The following is a 20,913-nucleotide window of genomic DNA, read 5'->3' as shown; positions in this document are numbered from 1 at the left end:
ACGGTCTGCTCCCTCGCCCCGCTCTTGTCCGCCGAAGCTTCAGCGAAGGCGGATGCGGGGAGAGGTGAAGGTCATTCACAGCGTCTTCAGATACTCGATCAGGTCGTAGCGCTCTTGCTCCCTGAGCACGCGGCCGATGGTGCCGTCCTTGCCGGGGCCTGGCGTGCCATCGAACGAGTGGCCGGCATTGCTGTTGCCGTACATGTCGGTGCCGTCAGACGCGCGCGTCGAGAAGCGCGACTGCCCGGTCTTGCAGCTCTCGCCGTCGGCGACCGCGAAGCCGACCTGCTTCGGATCGTAGTCGCGGCCACCACCCATACAGAACGATTTCGGGCGCTCGGCCGCGGGACTCAGCATCCAGTAGAGCGAGGGGACCGATCCGTTGTGCAGGTAAGGTGCCGTGGCCCAGACGCCGTTGAGCGGGCGCGCGCGATACCAGGGCCCCGGCTCCTTCTTGTCGGGCGGCTGCGGACCGGGATTCGGGCAGTTCTTGCGCTTGCCCCACCAGGCTTGCTGAACCTTCGGGTCGATCTTGGCATCGTCCATCGCCTTGCGGGCGACGATGTCGACAAGCACCATCAGGCCGAGCGAGTAGGGCATGTCGGTCGAAGAAATATCCGGCAGATTGCAGTTCCACCAGGCATTGAGATTCTGCGTGGGATCGAGCTTGAGAAAGCCCGGCACCTGAACCGTCCGCGTCGCCAGCACATTTGCCTGAGCGGGGTCGGTCCCCATGCCCTTGGCGCTTTTCTGGACCTCGTTCAGGAATTTGTCGTCGCCAATGGTTTCCCACCGTGACGAGGACCAGATGCTCTGCTGCGGAAATTCGGTGTCGAATACGGGATCGTTGACCGGACCGAGATGGCATTCGGTGCAGATCTCCGCATAGAGCTTGCGGCCGCGTTTGACGCGGTCGCCATCGATCTTCCACGCATCATCACCGAAGATGTCCGACGGCCATTTCGGCGATACCAGTCCGGAGAGCTGCTTTTTCGGATAGGGCGCCTGCCCCTTCAGCAGATCCTCGATCCAGTTCAGGTTCTTGATGTCCATCGACGAGCGGAACAGCGTGTCCTTGGGTGTATTGTCGGACAGGTTGAGCAGCGCGGTCACGCCCAGCGCCTCGCCGGCGTTGCGGATCAGCGGTTGCTCGATGGACGCGTCATATTGCGCGTATTTGAGCCATGGCACGGTCCAGATCGGCGGGAAGCTGACCGGCGCGTCCTTGGCATGCAGATTCTTCTCGAAGCCGCTGAGGCCACTGAGCGCCATGTCCTGGGAGAAGACCTGGTTGCCGATGCGGTTGAGCGCGTCGAGGCGGCCATAACCTTCCTCGGTGTCCTGCTGCGGCTCGTCCCGCTTGGTCTTCTCGTTGAACCGCGTCTTGCCCTCGATGGTCTTAGCGTAGGTCTTCTCCCAGTCGACCAGGAACGTGCCGATCGCACTCAGCTTCTGCTTCAGCGCATCGCGGTCCGCATCGCTGGCGGAGGGGCCGAGCACGCGATCGGCGAAGCGCGTGAAGCGGCCCGGGACGTAGAGCGTGTAGGCGATCGACAGGCCGGTCGTGACCTCGAGCTTCCTGAGGTCGGTCATCGCCGGGCCGCCGTCGAAGCGAATGTCGATGCCCTTGTAGTGGATCTGGCCAGTGTGGCAGGCAGCGCAGGTCAGGCCGATCCGGTCCTCGCCGATCTGGCCGGTCGCAGGATCGGGTACGCCGGTCATGCGTGCGAAGCCGACGGGCAGGCCGCCGATGTTTTCGGCCTGGGGACCCCAGTTCACCGGCGGATCCCAGAGCCGCGCCGGCACCGGCTTCGTCTTGTCGTAGACGTTGGCATAGCCGAACCGGCGCAGCGTGGTGTCGTCGGTGTTGATCGTCTGCGGGCTCGGGATGAAGCCGAAGCGCTGCAGATGGTCGCTGTCATGCAGCATCCCGGGCTTTGCGAAGAAATGAAGCCGCGGCTGCTCGAGCGCCATGAACCAGCGATAGGGCACCGGGAAGGTCGCGGTGCCCTGGCTGGTGTGATGAAACCAGTGCCGGTCCTCCAGCGCCCAATTCTGCTCGAGCCAGTACGCGGCCCGGGGTTCGACAAGCTTCGGCAACGGCGGCGCCACGAGGTCCCCGAGAATGCCGGGCAGCATCGGCTGGAATTGATCCGGAAAGCGCAGCGCCACGACGCCAAAGACGAGAAGCGCGGCGACGAGCCCGCCGGCAGCGCGCAAGATCAGCGAGGGCGGGGTGACCGGCTGGCTGACGACTCGCTGGGTGATCCTTTCAGGGAATTTGCGCTCGTTGAACAATGTCCTCACCTCGGCCACGCTGAGATAGCGGTCGTCACCCTGACCCTTGCCCATGATCTTGAGCAGGATCGGCCATTCGAACTTCATCAGGATCGGGTAGTACCAGCGCGCTTGCTTGCCGGCGCGCTTGAGGTTGTCCTTCATGAAGGTCTGGATTTGCGAGGCGCTGAGCCCGGTCTCGGTGCCGCCATCGGGATCGGTATAGGTGCCGCCGAAACTGGCAAGCCGGGCGATCTCGTCCTCGTTGACGTGCCCGTCGACGCTGAGGATGCGCGAGCCGGCACCGAGCTTGTCGAGCGGTCCGCCGCGCAACGTGTTGAGCTGCGCGCCCCAGAAGATGCTTTGCAGGATGTGACAGGCGCCGTTGGCGATCAGCGCGACGCCGCGGACCTGGATGCGGGCCGAGGTCTTCTTCAGCCCGGTCTCGCCGCTTGCATTTGCGATGGTCTGCGACAGCGTTCGGAGCGGGACGGTGCCGCCATCGACAAAACCTTCGCCGACGAGGCCGCGCAGGAAGGGGCAGGGATTGTTCGGCGAGACCTGGATCGAGGGGTCGAGGGGCGGCTTCGAAGCGGGGTCATGCATGGCCCAAATCCTGAAAACGGCGAATCGCAAAAAAGGACGCGCCGATCAAGCGCGGAAAGTCCTAACAAACCGACAGCAGACTATACTACTTCAGCGTGTGATGAAGTGTGGCTGATTTCACTGTCCTGTCAACAACAGTGGGCGTGTCGCTTGCGAAGGGCGGGACCGCGGCCGGCCCGTCAGGACTCGGCGGCGCGTTTGAGGTCGCTCTGGACCAGGGTCAGCTTGCCGAGCGGCACACCCGCCTTCAGCAGACCCTCGCGATAATGGGCGAGGTCTTCGGGCCGCTTCCAGTGGAAATTGCGCAGGTGACGATCGACGTTCAGGGTCGGGTAATTGCCCATGAGCACATGGGTCGCCTCGCTTGCCTCATCGTCCCGTCCCAACTGCGCCAGCGCCGCGGCGCGGATTGCCAGCGCCTGCATGTGGTTCGGGTTGATGTAGAGCTGCTCGCGGGCCCAGGACAGGGTCGCGTCATACTGCCTCAGGAGATAATGGCTGAAGGCGTTCAGCGCCGCCCATTGATAGCGCGGGTCGCTGTTGTCGCGCTGCGAGGCCATCGAGAACAGCTCGATCGCCTCGCGATGCTCGCCGATGATGAAATGGCAGATGCCGAGTACCCCGCGCGCGCCGTTGTCATAGGGGTTGAGGGCGACCGCACGTTTGGCGGCGTCCATCGCGGCCTCGTAATGGCCTTCCATGCCGTGAGCCCAGGACAGGATCGAGAACGCGAAGGAGGAGCGCGTGTCGAGCCGGACGCTGGTCTCGGCGAGATGCATCGCCTCGGCCCACATCTCCCGCGTGCCCTTGACCCAGCCGAACTGGATGCTCTGGATCTGGATCGTGGCGAGATAGGCATGCGCGATCGACAGCTTGGGATCGAGCCCGATGGCCTCCCGGAACAGGTCGACGGCGGTGGCCAGATCTTCCTTGGTCTGCCGGTAGTAATGCGACAGTCCCTTGAGGAAGCGATCCCAGGCGGTGACGTCGGTCGAGAGCCGCGCCGGCGCCGAGGCTTCCGCCCGGACGATCTCGGTGGCGATGGCGGCGGACAGATTGGTGGTGATCTCGTCCTGCATCGCGAACAGGTCGCCGATGTCGCGGTCGTAACGCCCGGTCCAGAGCTGCTCGCCGGTCTCCGGCGCGATCAGCTCGGCGGTGACGCGGATCTTGGCGCCGGCGCGCCGCACCGAGCCCTGGATCAGATAGGTGGCGTCGATCTCGCGCGCGATCAGGCGCGTGCTCAAATTCTTGCCCTTGAAGGCGAAGGTCGAGTTGCGGCTCAGCACACGATAGAAGGATTGCAGCGCCAGCGCGTGGATCAGATCCTCGGTGAGGCCGTCGGAGAAATATTCGTCCTGGGCGTCGCTGAGATTGGCGAAGGGCAGCACGCCGACGATCGCCGTGCGGTACTGCTGCGAGAGGGCGGATGCTTCCCGGAACTCGGGCGCGAGCGCGGGCGCGCCCTCGGGCGTCCAGGTAAAGACCCCGACCGCATCCTTGATGTTCTTGAAGCGATGGTTGCCGGCATCGGTCAGCGGCACGGTGAGATGCTTGCTCGCCTCCCGGTAGGCCTTGGCCGAGATGGCGAAGCCGCCGGGGCTCGCCACGGATTCGAGGCGGACAGCGATGTTGACATCGTCACCGAAGACTTCGTCCTCGTCGGCGATGACGTCGCCCATGTGGATGCCGAGCCGGAACTGCATGGCGCGATCGGCCGGCAGATGGTGGTTGCGCTCGGCCATCAACGTCTGCATCGCGATCGCCGCCTCGGTGGCGCCGACGATGGAGGCGAACTCCAGCAGGAAGCCGTCGCCGGTGTTCTTCACGACGCGGCCGCCGTGATTGAGGATGATGGGGTGAATCGCGGCGCGATGGGCCTTGAAGGCGGCATGGGTGCCGGCTTCGTCGCTGCCCATCATGCGCGAATAGCCGGCGACATCGGCGCAGACAATGGCGGCCAGACGTCTTTCCATATCCTCGGAGCTCCAAGGGAGAGGGGACCGGCCACGGCGTGGCAGTCGCCTCGAATCCCGCATTTCAAGAACCCTGCCTTTATAAAGCAGTTGAGGCCGAGTGAAAGTATCAACCGCATTGCAAATTCGAAGTAAATCCTACGCAATCCCGGCGGTGGACGGGGCGGAGCGAACCGATTAAGCCCGGCTTTCAGGGCCGCAAGGCGGGCCGGGCGGGGGCATTTCACATGCTGGGCATTCACGAAATCTGGCTCTTCATCCTGTCGGGCATACTGCTCAACATCACGCCCGGGCCTGATAGCGTCTATGTGATCGGCCGCAGCATGCAGATGGGTTGGCGGGGCGGCGCGGCCGCCGCATTTGGCATCAGTTGCGGCTGCTTTTTCCATGTCGCGGGCGCGGCGATCGGCCTTTCGGCCCTGCTGATGGCCTCCTCGACGGCTTTCTCGATCCTCAAGCTGGTCGGCGCGGCCTATCTGGTCGTCACCGGCCTCCAGATGGTGTGGTCGCGGCCGGCGCTGGCGTCGGCCATCGACGAGCCGGAGCGGAGCTCGCTGCAGCGAGTGTTCCTGCAGGGCGTCTTCACCAACGCGCTCAATCCCAAGGTCGCGCTGTTCTTCCTGGCGTTCCTGCCGCAATTCGTCGCAGCCGATGCGCCTCACAAGCCGCTCGCCTTCCTGACGCTCGGGCTGATCTTCATCTTCACGGGAACGCTGTGGTGCCTGGTGCTGGCGGCATTTGCGGCCAGGGCCGCCCACCGCCTGCGGAGCTCGGAGGGCGCGATCGCCTGGGTCAATCGCGCTCTCGGCGGCCTCTTCGTCTATCTCGGCATCCGCGTCGCCATGCTGGAGAGCCGGTGAGGTGAGAGCTTCGTAGGGTGGGTTAGCCTCGCGGCTGCGCGAAGCGCAGTCGCAAGGCGTAACCCACCATGCTTCCGCGATCGCTGAGCGACGTGGTGGGTTACGCCCAGCGGTTTGCGCTTCGCGCAATCCGCGAGGCTAACCCACCCTGTACCCTTTTGGGGTTCGCATCCAGTCGAAGGTGTAGACTGGAACACGGGCCGATCCGCCGGGAGCAGCCTTGCCCACCTGTGTCTTGAACACCGACGTAGGAGCCGCGCCCCGGCAGAGCGGCCGCGGTCGAGATCCAGTAGGAGGTTCGCGCCGAGAGCGCCAGTACAGGGATCGATCAGGATCGCGGTGGCCCGCTTTTTGAGAGCAAGGAGGTCCCAACAATGCTCGAAGATGTACGCTGGTTCGTCGGGATCGATTGGGCAACGCAGAGCCATAGCGTTTGCCTGCTGGATACCGAAGGAAGACAGGTTGCTCACTGCGAGTTCGCCCATGAGGGTGCGGGCCTGACGGAGTTGCGCGACTGGCTGCTGCAGAAGACCAACGCCGCACCGGGGCAGATCGCCGTGGCGATCGAGATGCCGCACGGCCCGGTGGTGGAGGTGTTGCTCGAACACGGGTTTGCGGTGTTCGCGATCAATCCCAAGCAGCTTGACCGCTTCCGTGATCGCTTCACGGTGGCTGGTGCCAAGGATGACCGCCGCGATGCCCATGTGCTCGGAGCTTCGCTCCGCACGGATCGCGCGGCGTTCCGTCGGCTTGTGGTCGACGATCCCACGATGATCGAGCTGCGCGAGTGGTCGCGCTTGGCCGACGAACTGCAGCAGGAGCGCACACGTCTTGCCAACCGGCTGCGCAAGCAGTTGTGGCGATATTATCCGCAGGCCACCAAGCTGACCGACGATGTCGCTGACGAATGGTTCCTGGCGCTTTGGCAGATGGTGCCGACGCCGGCCCGTGCGGCCAAGGCCAGCGAGAAGGCAATTGCACGCGTTCTGAAAGCCCATCGCATCCGCCGCCTTGATGCGGCGGGGGTGCTTGAAACTTTACGCGAGGCCCCGCTGTTCGTGGCACCCGGCACCACCGAGGCCGCCTGCGCACACATCCGCAGCTTGGCGGCACGACTGCACCTGGTCAATCAGCAGATCAAGGAGGCGCATCAGAACCTGGACCGTCTGTGCGTCGCAATCGAAGGCGAGGAGAAGGCCTCGGGGCAGAGCTCGGAGCAGTGCGACGTGACGATCCTTCGCTCCTGGCCAGGAATCGGCAGGATCCATCTCGCCACACTGCTCGCCGAGGCCGCAGAGCCTCTGCGCAGGCGAGATTATCATGCTCTGCGCGCCTTGGCAGGGGCCGCGCCGGTGACGCGGCAAAGCGGCAAGCAACGCTTCGTGATCCGTCGCCTCGCCTGCAACAGGCGGCTACAGAGCGCCGTCCATCACTGGTCGCGGGTCGCCATCCAACACGATGAGGCCAGCAGGCGACGCTATGATGCCTTGCGACAGCGAGGACATGGCCACGCGCGTGCTCTGCGCACTGTAGGGGATCGCTTGCTCTTTGCCTTGTGCACGACGCTCAAGCGACACACCCCATACGAGGCGGACTATAGCGCAAGGACCTCCACTAAAGCCTGAGCCTCATTCCTTTGTTCGGCCGGTGTGACCATTCCTTCGTCCCGACCTGCCGATCGCCACAGCGCCGCGCGCAGACGCTGTCCAGGAGGCCGTCGGCACCGGCAACGCCGGCGCGAAGCGTCCTGGACGGCGGCGAGCACGGCGCTATGCTCGCCCATCAAGGACGTCTACCTCTTGACCACGGGTAGGAGGTCCTACGAAGCGAATTCCTTCATCATTGCGCTGCCGGCGAGATAAAGGCCGAGCAAAATCATCGCGATCAGGAACCAGCGGCGGAAGGCTTCCGCCGGCATCCGCGCGCGCACGGACTGGCCGATGAACATGCCGGCGAAGGCCATGGCAAGGCCCACACCGCCCGGCACGGCATTGGCCGGCGTCAGCAATCCGCCGGCGGTGAGGTTGAAGGCGAGCGCCAGCGTCGCTGTCGTGAAGAACACGCCGAGTGCCTGCACCAGCTCATCCTTCTCCATGCCGATCGCCTGCATGAACGGCATCGACGGGATCACCTGCACGCCTGTCGAGGCCGAGATCACGCCGGTGATAACACCGATCACGCCGCCGACCCATTTCTCGTTCTGCGGCGCGACGCGGAACTGGAATTTGTTCAGGCCGATCGCCGCGTAGATCACCAAGAGGAGGCCGAGCACCACGGTGCCGTAGCGCGCATGCGGGCCGGTCAGCGCGCCGGCATTGAGCCAGCAGCCGATCACGGTGCCGATCATCAGCGGCCACAGCCGCCGCAGGATGTCGCGCAAATGCGGGCCGACGAAGGTCTGCCAGATGTTGGTGACGATGGCGGGCACGATCACGATGGCGATGGCGCGGCTCGGCGCCATGCTCACCGCGAGCAGGCCCATGGACACGGTCGGCAGCCCGAGCCCGACCACGCCCTTGACGAATCCTGCGACCAGGAACACGGCGGCGATGATGATGAGAAGCGGGTCGATCATGTCAGCACATTGACCGATGCCGCGATCAGGCACAATCTGGAGGTTACGGAGACAGCCTTCGTATAGAGCGAAGGCTGTGGAGACATTTGCCATGCGCTTCGATCTCGTCGATCTCCAGCTGTTCATCGCAGTCGCTGACCAGCGCAGCATCACTCGCGGCGCGGAGCGGTCGCATCTGGCGCTGGCCTCGGCCAGCGCGCGTATCAAGGGTCTGGAGGATGCGCTCGGCGTCGCGCTGCTCAAGCGCGGGCGCCGCGGCGTGGAGCTGACCGCGGCCGGCGAGAGCCTGCTCGATCATGCGCGGCTCGTGATTCACCAGATCGACGCCATGCGCGGCGATCTCGCCGGCTTTGCCAGCGGCGTGCGCGCCAGCGTGCATTTCCTCGTCAACACCTCTGGCCTGTCGGAGCACCTGCCCAAGGCGCTCGCCGGCTTCCTGCGCGAGCATCGCGACGTCGCCATCGACATCGAGGAGCGCGAGAGCACCGACATCGCGGCCGCGATCACCGCGGGGGCCGCCGATCTCGGTTTCGCCGCCGAGCACGCGCTGCCCGACCATATCGAGCGCTTCGTGTTCAGCGAGGATCACCTGACATTGGTGACATCGCGCCGCGGCCCGTTCGCCGGCCGCCGCCAGATCGATTTTCAGGAGACGGGCGCTTGCGACTTCGTCGGTCTCACCAGCGCCACCGCGCTCCAGATGCACATTTCGAAGCACGCCGCCCGGCTCGGCATGCGCCCGCATTACCGCGCGCGCCTGCGCGACTTCGACGCGATCTGCCAGATGGTCGCCGCCGACGTCGGCATCGCGCTGGTGCCGATATCCGCCGCCCGCCGCTGCGCCAGGCTGATGCCGCTCGCTATGGTCCGTCTGCGCGATGCCTGGGCCAACCGCAAGCTCGTGATCTGCGCGCGAAGCTTCAAGACCCTGCCAAGGCCGGCGAAGATGCTGGTGGAGCATCTAAGGGCAGAGGCGGTGTGAGGAGCTCTTGATGCACCCCGCATCGGCGGTGCGCTCCCTCTCCCGCTTGCGGGAGAGGGTTGGGGAGAGGGTGTCTCCACAGTATGACTCCCCCAGAGGAGAGAGCCCTTACCCGGCGCTTCGCGCCGACCTCTCCCGCTTGCGGGAGAGGTGTAGAGCCACCTACCTCGCCGTTTCGACGCCGGCGTCCTTGATCACCTTCGCCCACTTCCTGGTCTCGTCCGTGATGAATGAGCGAAAGTGGTCCGGCTCGTCGCCGACCAGCGTCGCGCCTTGCGCAGCGAGCTTTTCCTTCACCGCCGGATCCGCCATCGCCTTGGTGGTGAGGCCATGCAGCGCGGTGACGATCTCCTTCGGCGTGCCTTTTGGGGCGACCATGCCGTACCAGTTCTCGACGCGCAGATCGGGAAAACCCGCTTCCGAAAGGGTCGGCACATCGGACGCCGTTGGTGCACGTTCGGCGGAGCCGACCGCGATCGGCCTCAAGGCGCCCGCCTTGACCTGCGGCAACAGCACCGGAAGATCGAGGAACGTCATCTGCACCTGCTGGCCCAGGAGATCGTTCACGGCAGGAGCTGCGCCGCGATAGGGCACGTGCACGATGTCGATCTTCGCCGTCAGCTTGAACAATTCGCCGGCGAGGTGCGGCAGGCTGCCGGGGCCGGAGGAGGCGAAGTTGAGCTTTCCCGGCTGCGCTTTGGCGAGCGCGATCAGCTCGCCGATATCCTTGGCGGGCACATTGGTGGCGACCACGAGCATTTCCGGCACGGTCGCAACCAGCGTCACCGGCGTGAGGTCGGTTTGGGTGTCGTAGGCGACCCGCTCCATGCTCGGGCTGATCGCGAGCGCGCCGGCCGAGGAGATCGCGATGGTGTAGCCGTCAGGCGGGGCCTTGGAGACGGCGTCGGTGCCGAGCACGCCCCCCTGGCCGCCGCGATTGTCGATCAGCACCGGCTGCCCTGACAGCTCCGACATACGCTGGCCGATCACCCGGGCGATGATGTCGTTGGGTCCGCCGGCCGGGAACGGCACGATCAGCTTGATCGGTTTTGCGGGAAAATTCTGCGCCGCCACGGCTGACGGCAGCAGCAGGAATAAACCAAGGAGCAGCCTGCGTGAGATGGTCATGCAAGCCTCCCGCTCGCGTTTGTTATTGGTTGAGCAGCTTCAGCGCTTCTTCGTGAACTCTTGCGTCGCCGGCGGCGACGATGCGGCCGCCGCCCTGGGCCGGCTTGCCTTCCCAGGTGGTGACGACGCCGCCGGCGCCGGTCACGATCGGGATCAGCGCCGCGATGTCGTAAGGCTTCAGCTCGGTCTCGACCACGAGGTCGACATGGCCGGCCGCCAGCATGCAATAGGAGTAGCAGTCGCCGCCATAGCGCGACAGCCGCGCGCCCTGCTCGATGCGGCCGAAGATGGCGCGGTCGCGCTCGTTCATCAGCAGCGGGCTCGTGGTGTAGGTCGTCGCCTCCGAGAGCGAGGCGCAGCGGCGGACCTGGAGCCGGCGCTCGCCGGAGGGGCCCTTGTAATTGGCCGAGCCGTTGTCGCCGGAGAATCGCTCGCCGATGAAGGGCTGGTGCATCATGCCGTACACTGGCGTGCCCTTGTGCAGCAGCGCGATCAGCGTGCCCCAGATCGGGAAGCCGCCGATGAAGGATTTGGTGCCGTCGATGGGGTCGAGCACCCAGACATAGTCGGCGTCCTCGCGCTCATTGCCGAATTCCTCGCCGACGATGCCGTGCTGGGGGAAGCTGGCCTTGATCAGCCGCCGCATCACCGCCTCGGCGGCGCGGTCGGCCTCCGTCACGGGGTCGAAATCCTTGGTCTTGCTCTTGTCGTCGATCGACAGCGAGGTGCGGAAGAACGGCAGAATGGTTTCGCCGGAGGCGGTGGCGAGCCGTCCGATGAAGGCGGAGAAGTCGATCACCGTCACGGTGAGGTCCTCAAAACGAAAGTCAGTGTGAAGCTCGCTCCTGCCTAGCTCAATTCGCCTCTCGCGTGCAGCGCTGTCTTCATTTGCACCCTGGTATTTTGAATGCAGAGAGCCGCTGCCTCATTCGAGTCATCTGCTGGCCAAATATCGATCACAGAGTTGAAAACTTAGTTCCGAGTATGCCTTGTTCGTATGCAAATGACTATCAACCCATTGAAATTCCTTATCAAAGAAACTGAATCCAGGTTTCTCTTAAAGCAATTGAGCCATGTGCGTATTGCATGGGAAACCGCTCAAAAGCCCTTGCACTTTGTGCGGCGCGGCCGCATATTGTTGCGGTGCGGTAGCGCTCTGCGTTACCGCTGCCCTCCTTGGGCGTTTCCTCCCTAGACTTGGGCCGCTTCTTCATTAGAAGCGGCCCTTTTTTCTTTGGGGCACTGTTTTCATTTCAAGGCGCGCAGCGATACGAAGCGCAAATGCGTTCGCGCTCGATACGCGCGCCGAGCGCGTGCGAAGAAAAGCTGTCGTCTATTCCGCCGCGGCCTGGAACGGGCCGAGATCTCCGAACGGGATCGTGGTGGCCAGCACGTCGGCGAGCACCGCGAAGTCGGAGGCGACTTGCGCAAAGCGCGGGCTGCGCTCGCGCCGTCGCTCGTCCATGTAGATCGCGCGGTTGAGCTCGAGCTGCACCGCGTGCAGGCCACTTGCGGGGTTGCCGTAATGCTCGGTGATGAAGCCGCCGGCATAGGGCTTGTTGCGGCCGATCGAATAGCCGAGCCCGCCCATGGTCTCCTCGACCCTGTCGGGCAGAAGCGGCGTGCAACTGGTGCCGTAGCGGTCGCCGATCACGACGTCGGGCCGCCGCGGCTCGTCCCTGCTGACGCCGACCGACGGCATCGAATGGCAGTCGACCAGCACCACGGTGCCGAACATCTGGTGCACCTTGTTGATCAGCCGGCGCAGCGCACGATGGTAGGGCTTGTAGAGCGTCTCGATCCGCCCCAGCGCATCGTCGACCAGGATGCGGTCGCGATAGATCTCCTGGCCGTCGCCGACAACGCGCGGAACGGTGCCGAGGCCGCCCGCGACCCGCATCGAGCGGGTATTGGCAAAGCTCGGCAGGCGGCCGGTGAACATGCGGGGATCGAGCTCATAGGGCTCGCGATTGACGTCGACATAGGAGCGCGGAAAGTTGACCCGCACGGTCGGAAAGCCACGATCGCTCAAATGGCCGATCAGCTCGTCCATGAACGAATCTTCCGAGCGCCGCAGCGTCGGCAGGTCGATGCGCGACGCCGCGAGGAATTCGTCCGGATAGGTCGAGCCGGAATGGGGCGAGTTGAAGATGACAGGCGCGCGCCATTCGGCGGGCTCGAAGATCTCGAACGCTGGCGACATCTCGCCGTCAAACCGGGTCATCTTCTCAGGCTTCGTCCCTTACTCAGGCTTCGCCCCCTTTGGCGCCGCACGATCCGGCATGGCCCCGGATCGAATGATTCGGCCGGTCGAGCGGCTCTTATGTGTCGTCATTGTCCGGAATCGCAACCATTCTGCCAAGCGAAAAGATGTGATGGACGATGGAACATGTCTTAACCGTGCGGGCATCGGGGTGGGGACCGGCTGGACCGGCGCGATTGATTCGGAGCCCATTCGGGTCCACAACGCGTCGGCAGCGCAGCCGGCCCATGGTAAAGATTTTCACCCCAAATTTACCCTCTGTCGGGCTAACTGACCTCTGCTGATATCCTCTGGGGATTCGACGTTTCCTGCCATGCCAAAGATCCTGCTCGCCGAAGACGACAACGACATGCGCCGTTTCCTGGTCAAGGCGCTGGAAAACGCCGGTTTTCAGGTCTCGTCCCATGACAACGGCATGGCCGCCTATCAGCGGCTGCGGGAAGAGCCGTTCGAGATGCTGCTGACCGACATCGTGATGCCGGAGATGGACGGCATCGAGCTCGCCCGCCGGGCCTCGGAACTCGACCCCGACATCAAGATCATGTTCATCACCGGCTTTGCCGCGGTGGCCCTGAACTCGGATTCGGACGCCCCCAAGAACGCCAAGGTGCTGTCCAAGCCCGTGCATCTGCGCGAATTGGTCAGCGAAGTGAACAAGATGCTGGCGGCCTAAATCGGCCCCGTTCCGTCCTTGCGCCGGGTCCCCTGAGCCGTTATAGGGACCCCACCGATGAAATGACCTCTAGGGCACGTAGCTCAGCGGGAGAGCACTACCTTGACATGGTAGGGGTCACAGGTTCGATCCCTGTCGTGCCCACCATCTTCTTCAATGAATAGGCGCCGCGCGCCTGAGGCCTGAAGGGGTGGTTTCAACGAGATTTCCACGAAGGCCCATTCGGCGCGGGCTGTCCCGTCCAGAAAGAGCGCCGAAACAGCCTAGACGAACGAACTCGCTCCGAACCGGTGCTCGGGCAGACCCTGTGCGATGCCGTGAATCGCGAAGAGATGGCCGGCCCGGGGCTCGGCACTCAGTTGGCCGGCATCGAGAAATTTCCGTGCACTCGTGACGAACATGGTCTTCAGGTCGCTCCCGCCGAAGCAAACGCATGTCGGGTTCGTCACCGGCATGGGAATGACGGTGTCGATCCGGCCGTCGGGTCGATAGCGCACCACCCGGCGGCTCGCGAAGAATGCCGTCCAAAGCCCGCCCTGAACATCGACGCATGCGCCGTCAGGCCGCTCGCCGGACGCGGTATAGTCAGCGAAAAGCTTCTGGTTGCTGATGGCTCCATCATCGAGATCGAAGTCGAAACACCAGGTGCAATGGCGCCGGGTGTCCGTGAAATACAGGGTGCGATTGTCCGGCGAAAACGCGATTCCGTTTGTCACGATGACGTCTCCGAACATGCGCCTCACCGTGCCGTCGCCATCGACCCGATACAGCGAGCCGTTGGGGCGGTGCAGCTCGTTGTCCATGGTGCCGATCCAGAAGCGACCCCGTGCATCGACGCGGCCGTCATTCAATCGGTTAACCAGGCCGTGCTCCACCACGAACACCTGATCCGGAGAATCCCCGTCGATTGAACGTCGGTGGAGCGACAGATCTTGCGCGAGCAGATGCGAGCCGTCCGCCGTCAAGGCCTGGCTGCCGAGGAATTGGCAATCGTGGGAGGAGGCGTGGTGGACGCCTGTCGCCGGATCGAAGGATTGATGAAGCCTGCCATCGATGTCGATCCACCACAGCTTGCGGGACCGGTCGCACCACAATGGGGTTTCGCCGAGGATATCCGTGCTGGCGACCGCGGTCTCGACCCTGTCCGGGGAAATCGAATTCGCGGTCATGACGCAATCCGGTTCCAGCCACGCGCGCCGTCGCCAAAGGCCTGATATCCGTCCGGGGTGACGGCAATCGTATCCTCGAGCTTGATGAAGCCTCGTCGTGGATGCGGCAACGTGGTTTCGACCGAGATGACCATGCCGGCCTCGAGTGGCGCGGCGGCATCGTCGGCGGGATAGGGAATTGGACCGCTCGCGGTCAGGCGCGGCGCTTCGTGGCTGACGATGCCCATGCCGTGGGCGACGAAATGCATCTGCTTGCCATGGAGAGACCGCACGAGCGCTTCGTTCGCTGCGGCGTAGATTTCGCTGCCGATCAGACCCGCCCGTATCGGAGCGCGGGCCGCCTGCTGAATCTGCTCGATCTCCCCAAGCAGATCGACGAGCTCATCGTCGGGGACCCCGTTCACCGCCATCCGGCAGAGGTCGCCGATATACCCCCTGAAATTGCCGCCCGAATCCAGCGACACGACGTCCCCCGGTTCGAGCTTCTGCTCGGAGGGAGCCCGGTTGAGACTGGTCCCCATCGTCACCAGCGCATATTCGAAGATCATGTCGCGCGACAGCTCGGCCTGCCGCAGATGGGCAATGATCTCCCGCTTGGTCTGTCCGGTGCGGGTGCGGTTGACCGCCTCCATCATGGAAGCGACCACACGCTCTGACGCCTCGCGGAGGATCTCCAGCTCGGCCGCGGTCTTGACCGAGCGCAGCTTCTCGAGCGGGCGCATCGCCTCGACAAGCTGGCAACCCGGAAGCTCCCTGCGCAGCGCGTCCGCAGCATCGGCCGGCAGGAACGACAACTCGGCCCCGACACGGAGCGCAGACGCCGCAACGGCCTTGATATGCTTGAGCGCGAGCGTCATCGCCTCGACAGAGGTCGACGATCCGAACTCGACGTGCGGCATCCAATATCCGGCGCTGATTCTGTTCTGGACGCTGTCCCGCTCGTTCCGGTTGGCAATATAGGCCGACTTGTCCAGGTCGCCCTTCACGTAGACGAAGACCGGTAGATAGCGGCTGACGCCGATGGCTTCCATGTAGTCGAACTGGAAGTGATAATACCCGCCGAGCAGATACTGGATGTTGTGCTTCGAGGTGACGATCAGGACGTCGATGCCGAAATCGTCGAGCAAGCCGTCGAGCCTTGCCGTCGAGAATGGAATCCTGGACTGCATCTATCGTTCTTCTTCGACGACTTGATCTCTTTGGTGGGATAGGGCGGTCAGCTGTCCTTCCAGGAGGACAAAGCGTGCGCCACGCAGCCATTGATGTGGTCGCTGAGAACGGTCCGGGCGCGCTTGATGTCCCGCTTCAGCGCGCATTCCAGCAGGGCCTTGTGCTGGTTGATCGTCTCCGCGCCCCGATAGCGCAGCGCATAGCGGAAGTATTTGTCGAACACGATCGAGTGGGTGTGCATCAGCTCGCGCGAGCCACAGCTCGAGATCAGAGCCTGGTGGAATTCACCGTCGTAGCGCTTGCGCAGCTCGGGATCGTCACCCTCGGCGAGGAGGGTGCGCTCGGTGGCCGCCAGCTTGTGATGCGCTGACACCACGCGGCCCTCCCACTCGACGTCGCCGGCCCGGAACGACTCGGCCATCGCATGATGCTCCAGCAGGATGCGCAGATCGGCGAGCTCACGCAGGTTCTGGATCGAGACGGGTGCCACCTCGAATCCACGCTGGCCTTCGGCAACCACGAAACCTTCGGATGTCAGGCGATTGAGAATCTCACGCAGCGTCGAGATGCTGACGCCGTAATCCTCTTTCATCGCGTCGAGCTTCAGCCGTCCGGATGGCGTGAGCACGCCGAAAATGATGTCGGACCGAATGCGCTGATAGCCGCTGTCGCCTGCCGACAGGGGCCGTTCCTCAATTGATGTCATGCCTTCCGAGCCCGCTCTCTGGATTGTCGGACCGCCTCCGAGGCGGCCGAACCATCAATGTTGCCAGCACTATAGCAAATTTCCAACGTCTGACGTATGCAAAAATATCATATGAAATTGAAATTGTATTTTGACTCTGAAATATATGTATGATGTATAAATAATCTGAGGGTGCGAAAAATGATGGCTTAAGCCGCCGCTCGTCCCTCGTCGAACAGGGAGGAGCACGATGAGCTTGTTGATACGGGCGCTGTTTGCGACGGCGATCGGTGTGGCGCTGACGGGCGGCGCGTCCGCTGCCGACGACATCCAGGAGCGGACGATCAGGTGGGGCCACCTGAACAACACCGATCACCCCGTCAGCATGGGCGTGCAGAAGTTCGCCGAGATTCTGCTGGCGAAGAGCGGGGGCAAGATGAAGGTCCGCGAGTTTGCGGCCTCACAGCTCGGCAACGAGTTGCAGCAGCAATCCGCGCTCCGCGGCGGCACGCAGGAAATGCTGTCGGCCTCGACGACATCGCTCGCGACCGTCGTTCCGGAGTTCGGCCTCATCGATTTCCCGTTCCTCTTCAACACCACCGAACAGGCCGACGCCCTGGCGACCGGCAAATTCGGCCAGGCGATGCTCGAAACCTTGCCGTCGAAGAATCTGATGGGTTTGGGATATTGGGGCCTGGGCTTCCGCAACGTCAACAACAGCACCCGCCCCATCACCAAGCTCGAGGACTTCAGCGGTCTCAAGCTTCGCGTGATACCGAACCCGGTCTATCTCGAAAGCTTCAGTGCCTTTAAGGCCAATCCGGTCCCGATGGCCTTCGGTGAGCTCTATTCTGCCCTGGAGACCCGCACCGTCGATGGCCAGGAGAACCCCTACACGGTCATTCTCTCCAACAAATTCTACGAAGTGCAGAAATACGTTTCCGCCACGAACCACACCTTCACCCTGAATATCATCCTGGTGAGCAAGACCTTCTGGGACAAGCTGTCGCCGACCGAGCAGCGCCTGATGCGCGAGGCCTACGAAGAAAGCCGCGGCTATCAGAAGGAGCAGACGCGCCTGCAGACGGAGAAGGCGCTGGCGGAATTGCAGGCCAAGGGCATGCAATACAATGCGATCGCTCCTGATGAGACCGAGCGCATGCGCAAGACGGTGCAACCGGTCGTGGACAAGATCTCGGCCAATCTTCGTTCCGAAACGGTGAAGCTCTTCAGCAACGAAGTCGAGCGCATCCGCAAGGACGTGAAGTAGTCAACGTCTTCATCACGCGGTCGGGGTCGGCCCTTGGCCGGCTCGGCCTCATTTGCCCGGACGTCACGCATGGCGCGAGCTCTCGATCTCTATTGCGCGTTCCTGAAGGCCGTCATTGCCGCGTGTCTCGCGGTCATGGTGGTCCTGGTCTTCGGCAACGTCGTGCTGCGTTACGGCTTCAACTCCGGCATCACGATTTCCGAGGAGCTGTCGCGCTGGCTTCTGGTCTGGCTGACCTTCCTCGGTGCCATCGTCGCGTTGCGCGAGCACGCCCATCTCGGCGTCGACACGCTGGTCCGGATCCTGCCGGCTTCCGGCAAGCGCATCTGCTTCGTGATCAACTATGGCCTGATGCTGTTTGCCGACTGGCTGCTGCTCTCCGGCAGCTGGCGCCAGACCCTCATCAACATCGACGACCGCGCGCCGGCTACCGGCCTGTCGATGGCCATCTTCCACGCCGTCGGCGTGATCTTCGGCGTCTCGGCCGCAATCATCCTTCTCTACGACCTGTACCGGGTGATCAGCGGGCAGGCGAGCGAGGAGGACATGGTGGCCGTCAGGGAGTCGGAGGAGCAGTGATGTCCTCCATCGCCCTTCCGCCCGCTCATTCCCTTCGCGCCACCTGGATCATGCCATGACGATCGCCGTCTTCACCTTCTCGCTGCTCGGCGCCATGGCGCTGGGCATGCCGATCGCCTTTGCACTTCTCATCTGCGGCGTCGCCCTGATGAGCACGATCGACATGTTCGACTCGCAAATCGTGGCGCAGAACGTCATCAACGGCGCGGACAGCTTTCCGCTGATGGCCATTCCCTTCTTCATGCTCGCCGGCGAGATCATGAACAAGGGCGGGCTGGCCAAGCGCATCGTCAATGTCGCCCTCGTTGCGGTCGGGCATTTCCGCGGCGGTCTGGGTTACGTCACGATCATGGCGGCTTGTATCCTGTCGTCGCTGTCGGGGTCAGCAGCAGCGGATGCTGCCGCGCTCGCGGCGCTGCTGGTGCCGATGATGGTGGCGGCGGGACACAAGAAGACCTACGCAGCGGGCCTCGTAGCCGCCGGCGGCGTCATTGGCCCCGTCATTCCGCCCAGCATCGGCTTCGTGATCTTCGGTGTCGCCGCCAACGTATCGATCTCCAAGCTGTTCCTGGCGGGCATCGTTCCCGGCCTCCTGCTTGGATTGGGGCTCTGCGTCGCCTGGTACTGGGTCGTGCGCAAGGAGAGCCTTTCGCCACCGCCGCGGGCCTCACTGCGCGAGATCCTCCATGCCATCATCGACGGCTTTTGGGCCCTCATGCTGCCCGGGATCATCATCGTGGGCCTGCGCTTCGGCATCTTCACACCGACCGAGGCCGGCGTGGTCGTCGCCGTCTATTCGCTGTTCGTCGCGACCTGCATCTATCGCGAGCTGACATGGTCGGAGATTTACCCGGTACTGGTGTCGTCAGCGGTGACGACGAGCGTCGTCATGTTCCTCGTGGCTGCGGCGCTGGTCTCGTCCTGGCTCATCACGGTGTCCGAAATCTCCGCTCAGGTCGTCGATCTTCTGAAGCCGTTCATGGGGAACAACACCATCCTGATGCTCGCCATCATGGTGGTCGTGGTGATCGTCGGCACGGCGCTCGACATGACGCCGACCATCCTGATCCTGACGCCGATCCTGATGCCGATCATCAAGGCGGCGCACATCGATCCCGTCTATTTCGGCGTCCTCTTCATCATCAACAATTCGATCGGTCTCATCACACCGCCGGTCGGTATCGTGCTCAACGTCGTCTGCGGCGTCTCCAGGATCAGCATGGAGGACATCATCAAGGGCGTCTGGCCCTTCATGATCGCGCAGCTGATCGTCCTGTTCGCGATGGTGTTGTTCCCGGGACTGGTGACGGTCCCGGCCAAGTGGTTTGGCGGCTAGTCGCGCAGTGCTGGCAAAGGAGGGACAAAAATGGCCGCACGGATCATGATCCTCAATGGACCCAACCTGAATTTCCTCGGCATCAGGGAGCCACACATCTATGGTTCGACGACGCTGAAGCAGATCGAGGACAGCTGTCAGGCCTTGGCCGATCAACTTGGAGTGTCGATCTCATTCCACCAGTCCAACATGGAAGGCGAGCTCGTCAGTCTGATCCAGTCCGCCCATGGCGAGGCGGATGCGATCATCATGAACCCGGCCGCTTATTCCTTCACGTCGATCGCGCTGATCGATGCGCTCAAGATTTTCGAGGGCCCGAAGATCGAGGTGCACATCTCGAATATCCACGCGCGGGACGAGCTTCATCGTCACTCGATCACGTCGAGTGCCTCCACGGCGGTCATTTGCGGTCTCGGTCCGTACGGCTATCTTGCCGCGATCCTGGCCGTCGTTCAGCGGCTCGGACAATTGCCTGGAACGATCCCGCCGGCCCTGCACGGGCTTGCGGCCGCCGGCAAGTCGTAAGGAGGGCGGTATGCGCGGAGCCGGTTTCCTGGCCATCTGGAGCGACGTCGAGGCCCACGATCTGACCGACTACCGCCACTGGCTGACACGCGAGCATACCACCGAGCGCGTGACGACCAGGGGTTTTCTGGCATCGCGTGTATTCCGCGCCGCGAGGGACGATATCAACCGCTTCTTCATCCTGTACGAGCTCGAGGCGCCCGAGGTCCTCGATGGCGACGCCTATCTGGCGCGACTCAACGCGCCGACACCGTGGTCGCAACGCATCATGCCGAAGCTCGGCAATTTCATCCGTGGCGGGGGCATCATGGTCGCGCGGGCAGGGCGGGGCGAGGGAGCCACGATTATGGCGCTGCGCATCGAGGCATTGCCCGAAGATCCCGCGACATTGGCTCGGGCGCTCGTTGCATGCGACGGCGTCGCCGCCGTGCAGATCGGGGCGACCGACGAAGCGCGGACCTCGGTGCCCACGACGGAAAAAGGCATGCGGAGGAACGAAGGCTTCTTCGCGGGGCTTCTGTTGATCGAGGGGCTCGACGTGGCCTCGCTGCGGGGAGCCCTGCAGCGGGCGCGCGCCATCGCGCCTGACGTCATGGACCATGCGAGCGAGCCGGAGGTCTATCACGGCATGTTTGCGCTGGACGCGCGCATCGTGGATTTCGGCTGATGGCAAATTTTTCGCTTGCCGCGCTGACGGCGCTCGAGCTGACGCCCCCGCAGTCGATCGAGGTTGCGGCGCGGTGCGGATACGATCATGTGGGGCTGCGGCTGCTGCCCGCGACGCCCGGCGGCGTTGCCTATCCTCTAGCGTAGTCGCGGAGCCGTCGATCGCTAAACGG

19 protein-coding genes and 1 tRNA gene are annotated in these 20,913 nt (G+C 63.6%); 11 read left to right on the top strand and 9 right to left on the bottom strand.

Translation table 11 applies throughout. The annotated features are described in order from the left end of the window. Positions 1-75: 75 nt before the first annotated feature. Positions 76-2,883 carry a di-heme-cytochrome C peroxidase gene (locus ACVJ19_RS07780; RefSeq protein WP_453949497.1) on the bottom strand — a complete coding sequence of 936 codons (2,808 nt, stop codon included), beginning with the start codon at positions 2,881-2,883 and terminating at the stop codon, positions 76-78. A 179-nt stretch (positions 2,884-3,062) separates the two neighbouring features. Next, positions 3,063-4,859 carry an adenylate/guanylate cyclase domain-containing protein gene (locus tag ACVJ19_RS07775; protein ID WP_453949498.1) on the bottom strand — a complete coding sequence of 599 codons (1,797 nt, stop codon included), beginning with the start codon at positions 4,857-4,859 and terminating at the stop codon, positions 3,063-3,065. 227 nt (positions 4,860-5,086) lie between these two features. On the opposite strand from ACVJ19_RS07775, the gene ACVJ19_RS07770 reads away from it, so the two are divergent. Beyond that, positions 5,087-5,719 (top strand): LysE family translocator, encoded by a 633-nt coding sequence (locus tag ACVJ19_RS07770; RefSeq protein WP_453949500.1) that lies wholly within the window; start codon positions 5,087-5,089, stop codon positions 5,717-5,719. A gap of 374 nt (positions 5,720-6,093) precedes the next feature. Beyond that, positions 6,094-7,344, top strand: coding sequence for an IS110 family RNA-guided transposase (locus tag ACVJ19_RS07765; RefSeq protein ID WP_453948482.1), 1,251 nt, complete (start codon positions 6,094-6,096; stop codon positions 7,342-7,344). A gap of 194 nt (positions 7,345-7,538) precedes the next feature. Here ACVJ19_RS07765 and ACVJ19_RS07760 read toward each other — a convergent pair whose 3' ends face one another. Continuing rightward, the gene (locus ACVJ19_RS07760) at positions 7,539-8,294 is read right to left on the bottom strand and encodes a sulfite exporter TauE/SafE family protein (RefSeq protein ID WP_453949501.1); all 756 of its coding nucleotides are present in this window, start codon (positions 8,292-8,294) and stop codon (positions 7,539-7,541) included. 91 nt (positions 8,295-8,385) lie between these two features. Here ACVJ19_RS07760 and ACVJ19_RS07755 point away from each other — a divergent pair, with 91 nt between their 5' ends. After that, complete coding sequence (locus tag ACVJ19_RS07755) at positions 8,386-9,276, top strand: LysR substrate-binding domain-containing protein (RefSeq protein WP_453949502.1); 891 nt, start codon at positions 8,386-8,388, stop codon at positions 9,274-9,276. A gap of 162 nt (positions 9,277-9,438) precedes the next feature. Here the strand turns inward: ACVJ19_RS07755 and ACVJ19_RS07750 are convergent, their stop codons facing one another. From ACVJ19_RS07750 to ACVJ19_RS07740, 3 genes are all read right to left on the bottom strand, one after another. Further along, positions 9,439-10,404, bottom strand: coding sequence for a Bug family tripartite tricarboxylate transporter substrate binding protein (locus ACVJ19_RS07750; RefSeq protein ID WP_453949503.1), 966 nt, complete (start codon positions 10,402-10,404; stop codon positions 9,439-9,441). Between the two features lie 22 nt (positions 10,405-10,426). Beyond that, positions 10,427-11,209 carry a histidinol-phosphatase gene (hisN, locus tag ACVJ19_RS07745; RefSeq protein WP_212342058.1) on the bottom strand — a complete coding sequence of 261 codons (783 nt, stop codon included), beginning with the start codon at positions 11,207-11,209 and terminating at the stop codon, positions 10,427-10,429. A gap of 528 nt (positions 11,210-11,737) precedes the next feature. Further along, positions 11,738-12,628 (bottom strand): N-formylglutamate amidohydrolase, encoded by an 891-nt coding sequence (locus tag ACVJ19_RS07740; protein ID WP_453949504.1) that lies wholly within the window; start codon positions 12,626-12,628, stop codon positions 11,738-11,740. 352 nt (positions 12,629-12,980) lie between these two features. Between ACVJ19_RS07740 and cpdR the strand changes: the two genes are divergently transcribed. Both cpdR and ACVJ19_RS07730 read left to right on the top strand, forming a co-directional pair. Beyond that, a complete protein-coding gene (gene cpdR, locus ACVJ19_RS07735) occupies positions 12,981-13,340 on the top strand; it encodes a cell cycle two-component system response regulator CpdR (protein WP_007597092.1) in 360 nt (119 codons plus the stop codon). Positions 13,341-13,412: 72 nt separating this feature from the next. Further along, positions 13,413-13,487: transfer RNA gene (locus ACVJ19_RS07730), tRNA-Val, on the top strand. Positions 13,488-13,603: 116 nt separating this feature from the next. Here the strand turns inward: ACVJ19_RS07730 and ACVJ19_RS07725 are convergent. From ACVJ19_RS07725 to ACVJ19_RS07715, 3 genes are read right to left on the bottom strand one after another with little or no spacing between them, the layout of a single operon-like run. After that, entirely contained in the window at positions 13,604-14,509 is a 906-nt protein-coding gene (locus ACVJ19_RS07725) for an SMP-30/gluconolactonase/LRE family protein (RefSeq protein ID WP_453949505.1), read from the bottom strand. Further along, entirely contained in the window at positions 14,506-15,678 is a 1,173-nt protein-coding gene (locus tag ACVJ19_RS07720; protein WP_453949506.1) for a M24 family metallopeptidase, read from the bottom strand. Before ACVJ19_RS07720 ends, ACVJ19_RS07725 begins: the two co-directional genes overlap by 4 nt. Before the next feature lie 47 nt (positions 15,679-15,725). Beyond that, positions 15,726-16,385 carry a GntR family transcriptional regulator gene (locus tag ACVJ19_RS07715; RefSeq protein WP_453949507.1) on the bottom strand — a complete coding sequence of 220 codons (660 nt, stop codon included), beginning with the start codon at positions 16,383-16,385 and terminating at the stop codon, positions 15,726-15,728. A 229-nt stretch (positions 16,386-16,614) separates the two neighbouring features. On the opposite strand from ACVJ19_RS07715, the gene ACVJ19_RS07710 reads away from it, so the two are divergent. The 6 genes from ACVJ19_RS07710 (at position 16,615) to ACVJ19_RS07685 (ending at position 20,887) form a co-directional block, all read left to right on the top strand. Then, positions 16,615-17,634: a TRAP transporter substrate-binding protein gene (locus ACVJ19_RS07710; RefSeq protein ID WP_453949508.1), complete on the top strand. Its 1,020-nt coding sequence runs from the start codon at positions 16,615-16,617 to the stop codon at positions 17,632-17,634. Between the two features lie 69 nt (positions 17,635-17,703). Beyond that, the gene (locus ACVJ19_RS07705) at positions 17,704-18,213 is read left to right on the top strand and encodes a TRAP transporter small permease (protein WP_453949509.1); all 510 of its coding nucleotides are present in this window, start codon (positions 17,704-17,706) and stop codon (positions 18,211-18,213) included. Between the two features lie 55 nt (positions 18,214-18,268). Then, positions 18,269-19,549 carry a TRAP transporter large permease gene (locus tag ACVJ19_RS07700; RefSeq protein ID WP_453949510.1) on the top strand — a complete coding sequence of 427 codons (1,281 nt, stop codon included), beginning with the start codon at positions 18,269-18,271 and terminating at the stop codon, positions 19,547-19,549. Between the two features lie 30 nt (positions 19,550-19,579). Beyond that, positions 19,580-20,074, top strand: a complete 495-nt coding sequence (gene aroQ / locus ACVJ19_RS07695; protein WP_453949511.1) for a type II 3-dehydroquinate dehydratase — start codon at positions 19,580-19,582, stop codon at positions 20,072-20,074. Between the two features lie 10 nt (positions 20,075-20,084). Continuing rightward, positions 20,085-20,741 carry a hypothetical protein gene (locus ACVJ19_RS07690; protein ID WP_453949512.1) on the top strand — a complete coding sequence of 219 codons (657 nt, stop codon included), beginning with the start codon at positions 20,085-20,087 and terminating at the stop codon, positions 20,739-20,741. Next, on the top strand, positions 20,741-20,887 hold the full coding sequence (locus ACVJ19_RS07685) for a hypothetical protein (RefSeq protein WP_453949513.1): 147 nt from the start codon (positions 20,741-20,743) through the stop codon (positions 20,885-20,887). The genes ACVJ19_RS07690 and ACVJ19_RS07685 overlap by 1 nt, the downstream gene beginning before the upstream one ends. The last annotated feature ends 26 nt before the right edge of the window (positions 20,888-20,913 follow it).

It is taken from the genome of Bradyrhizobium sp. USDA 376 (assembly GCF_054063675.1).
Note: the sequence above shows the minus strand (reverse complement) of the source record. Positions and strands in the feature narration are given on the sequence as shown.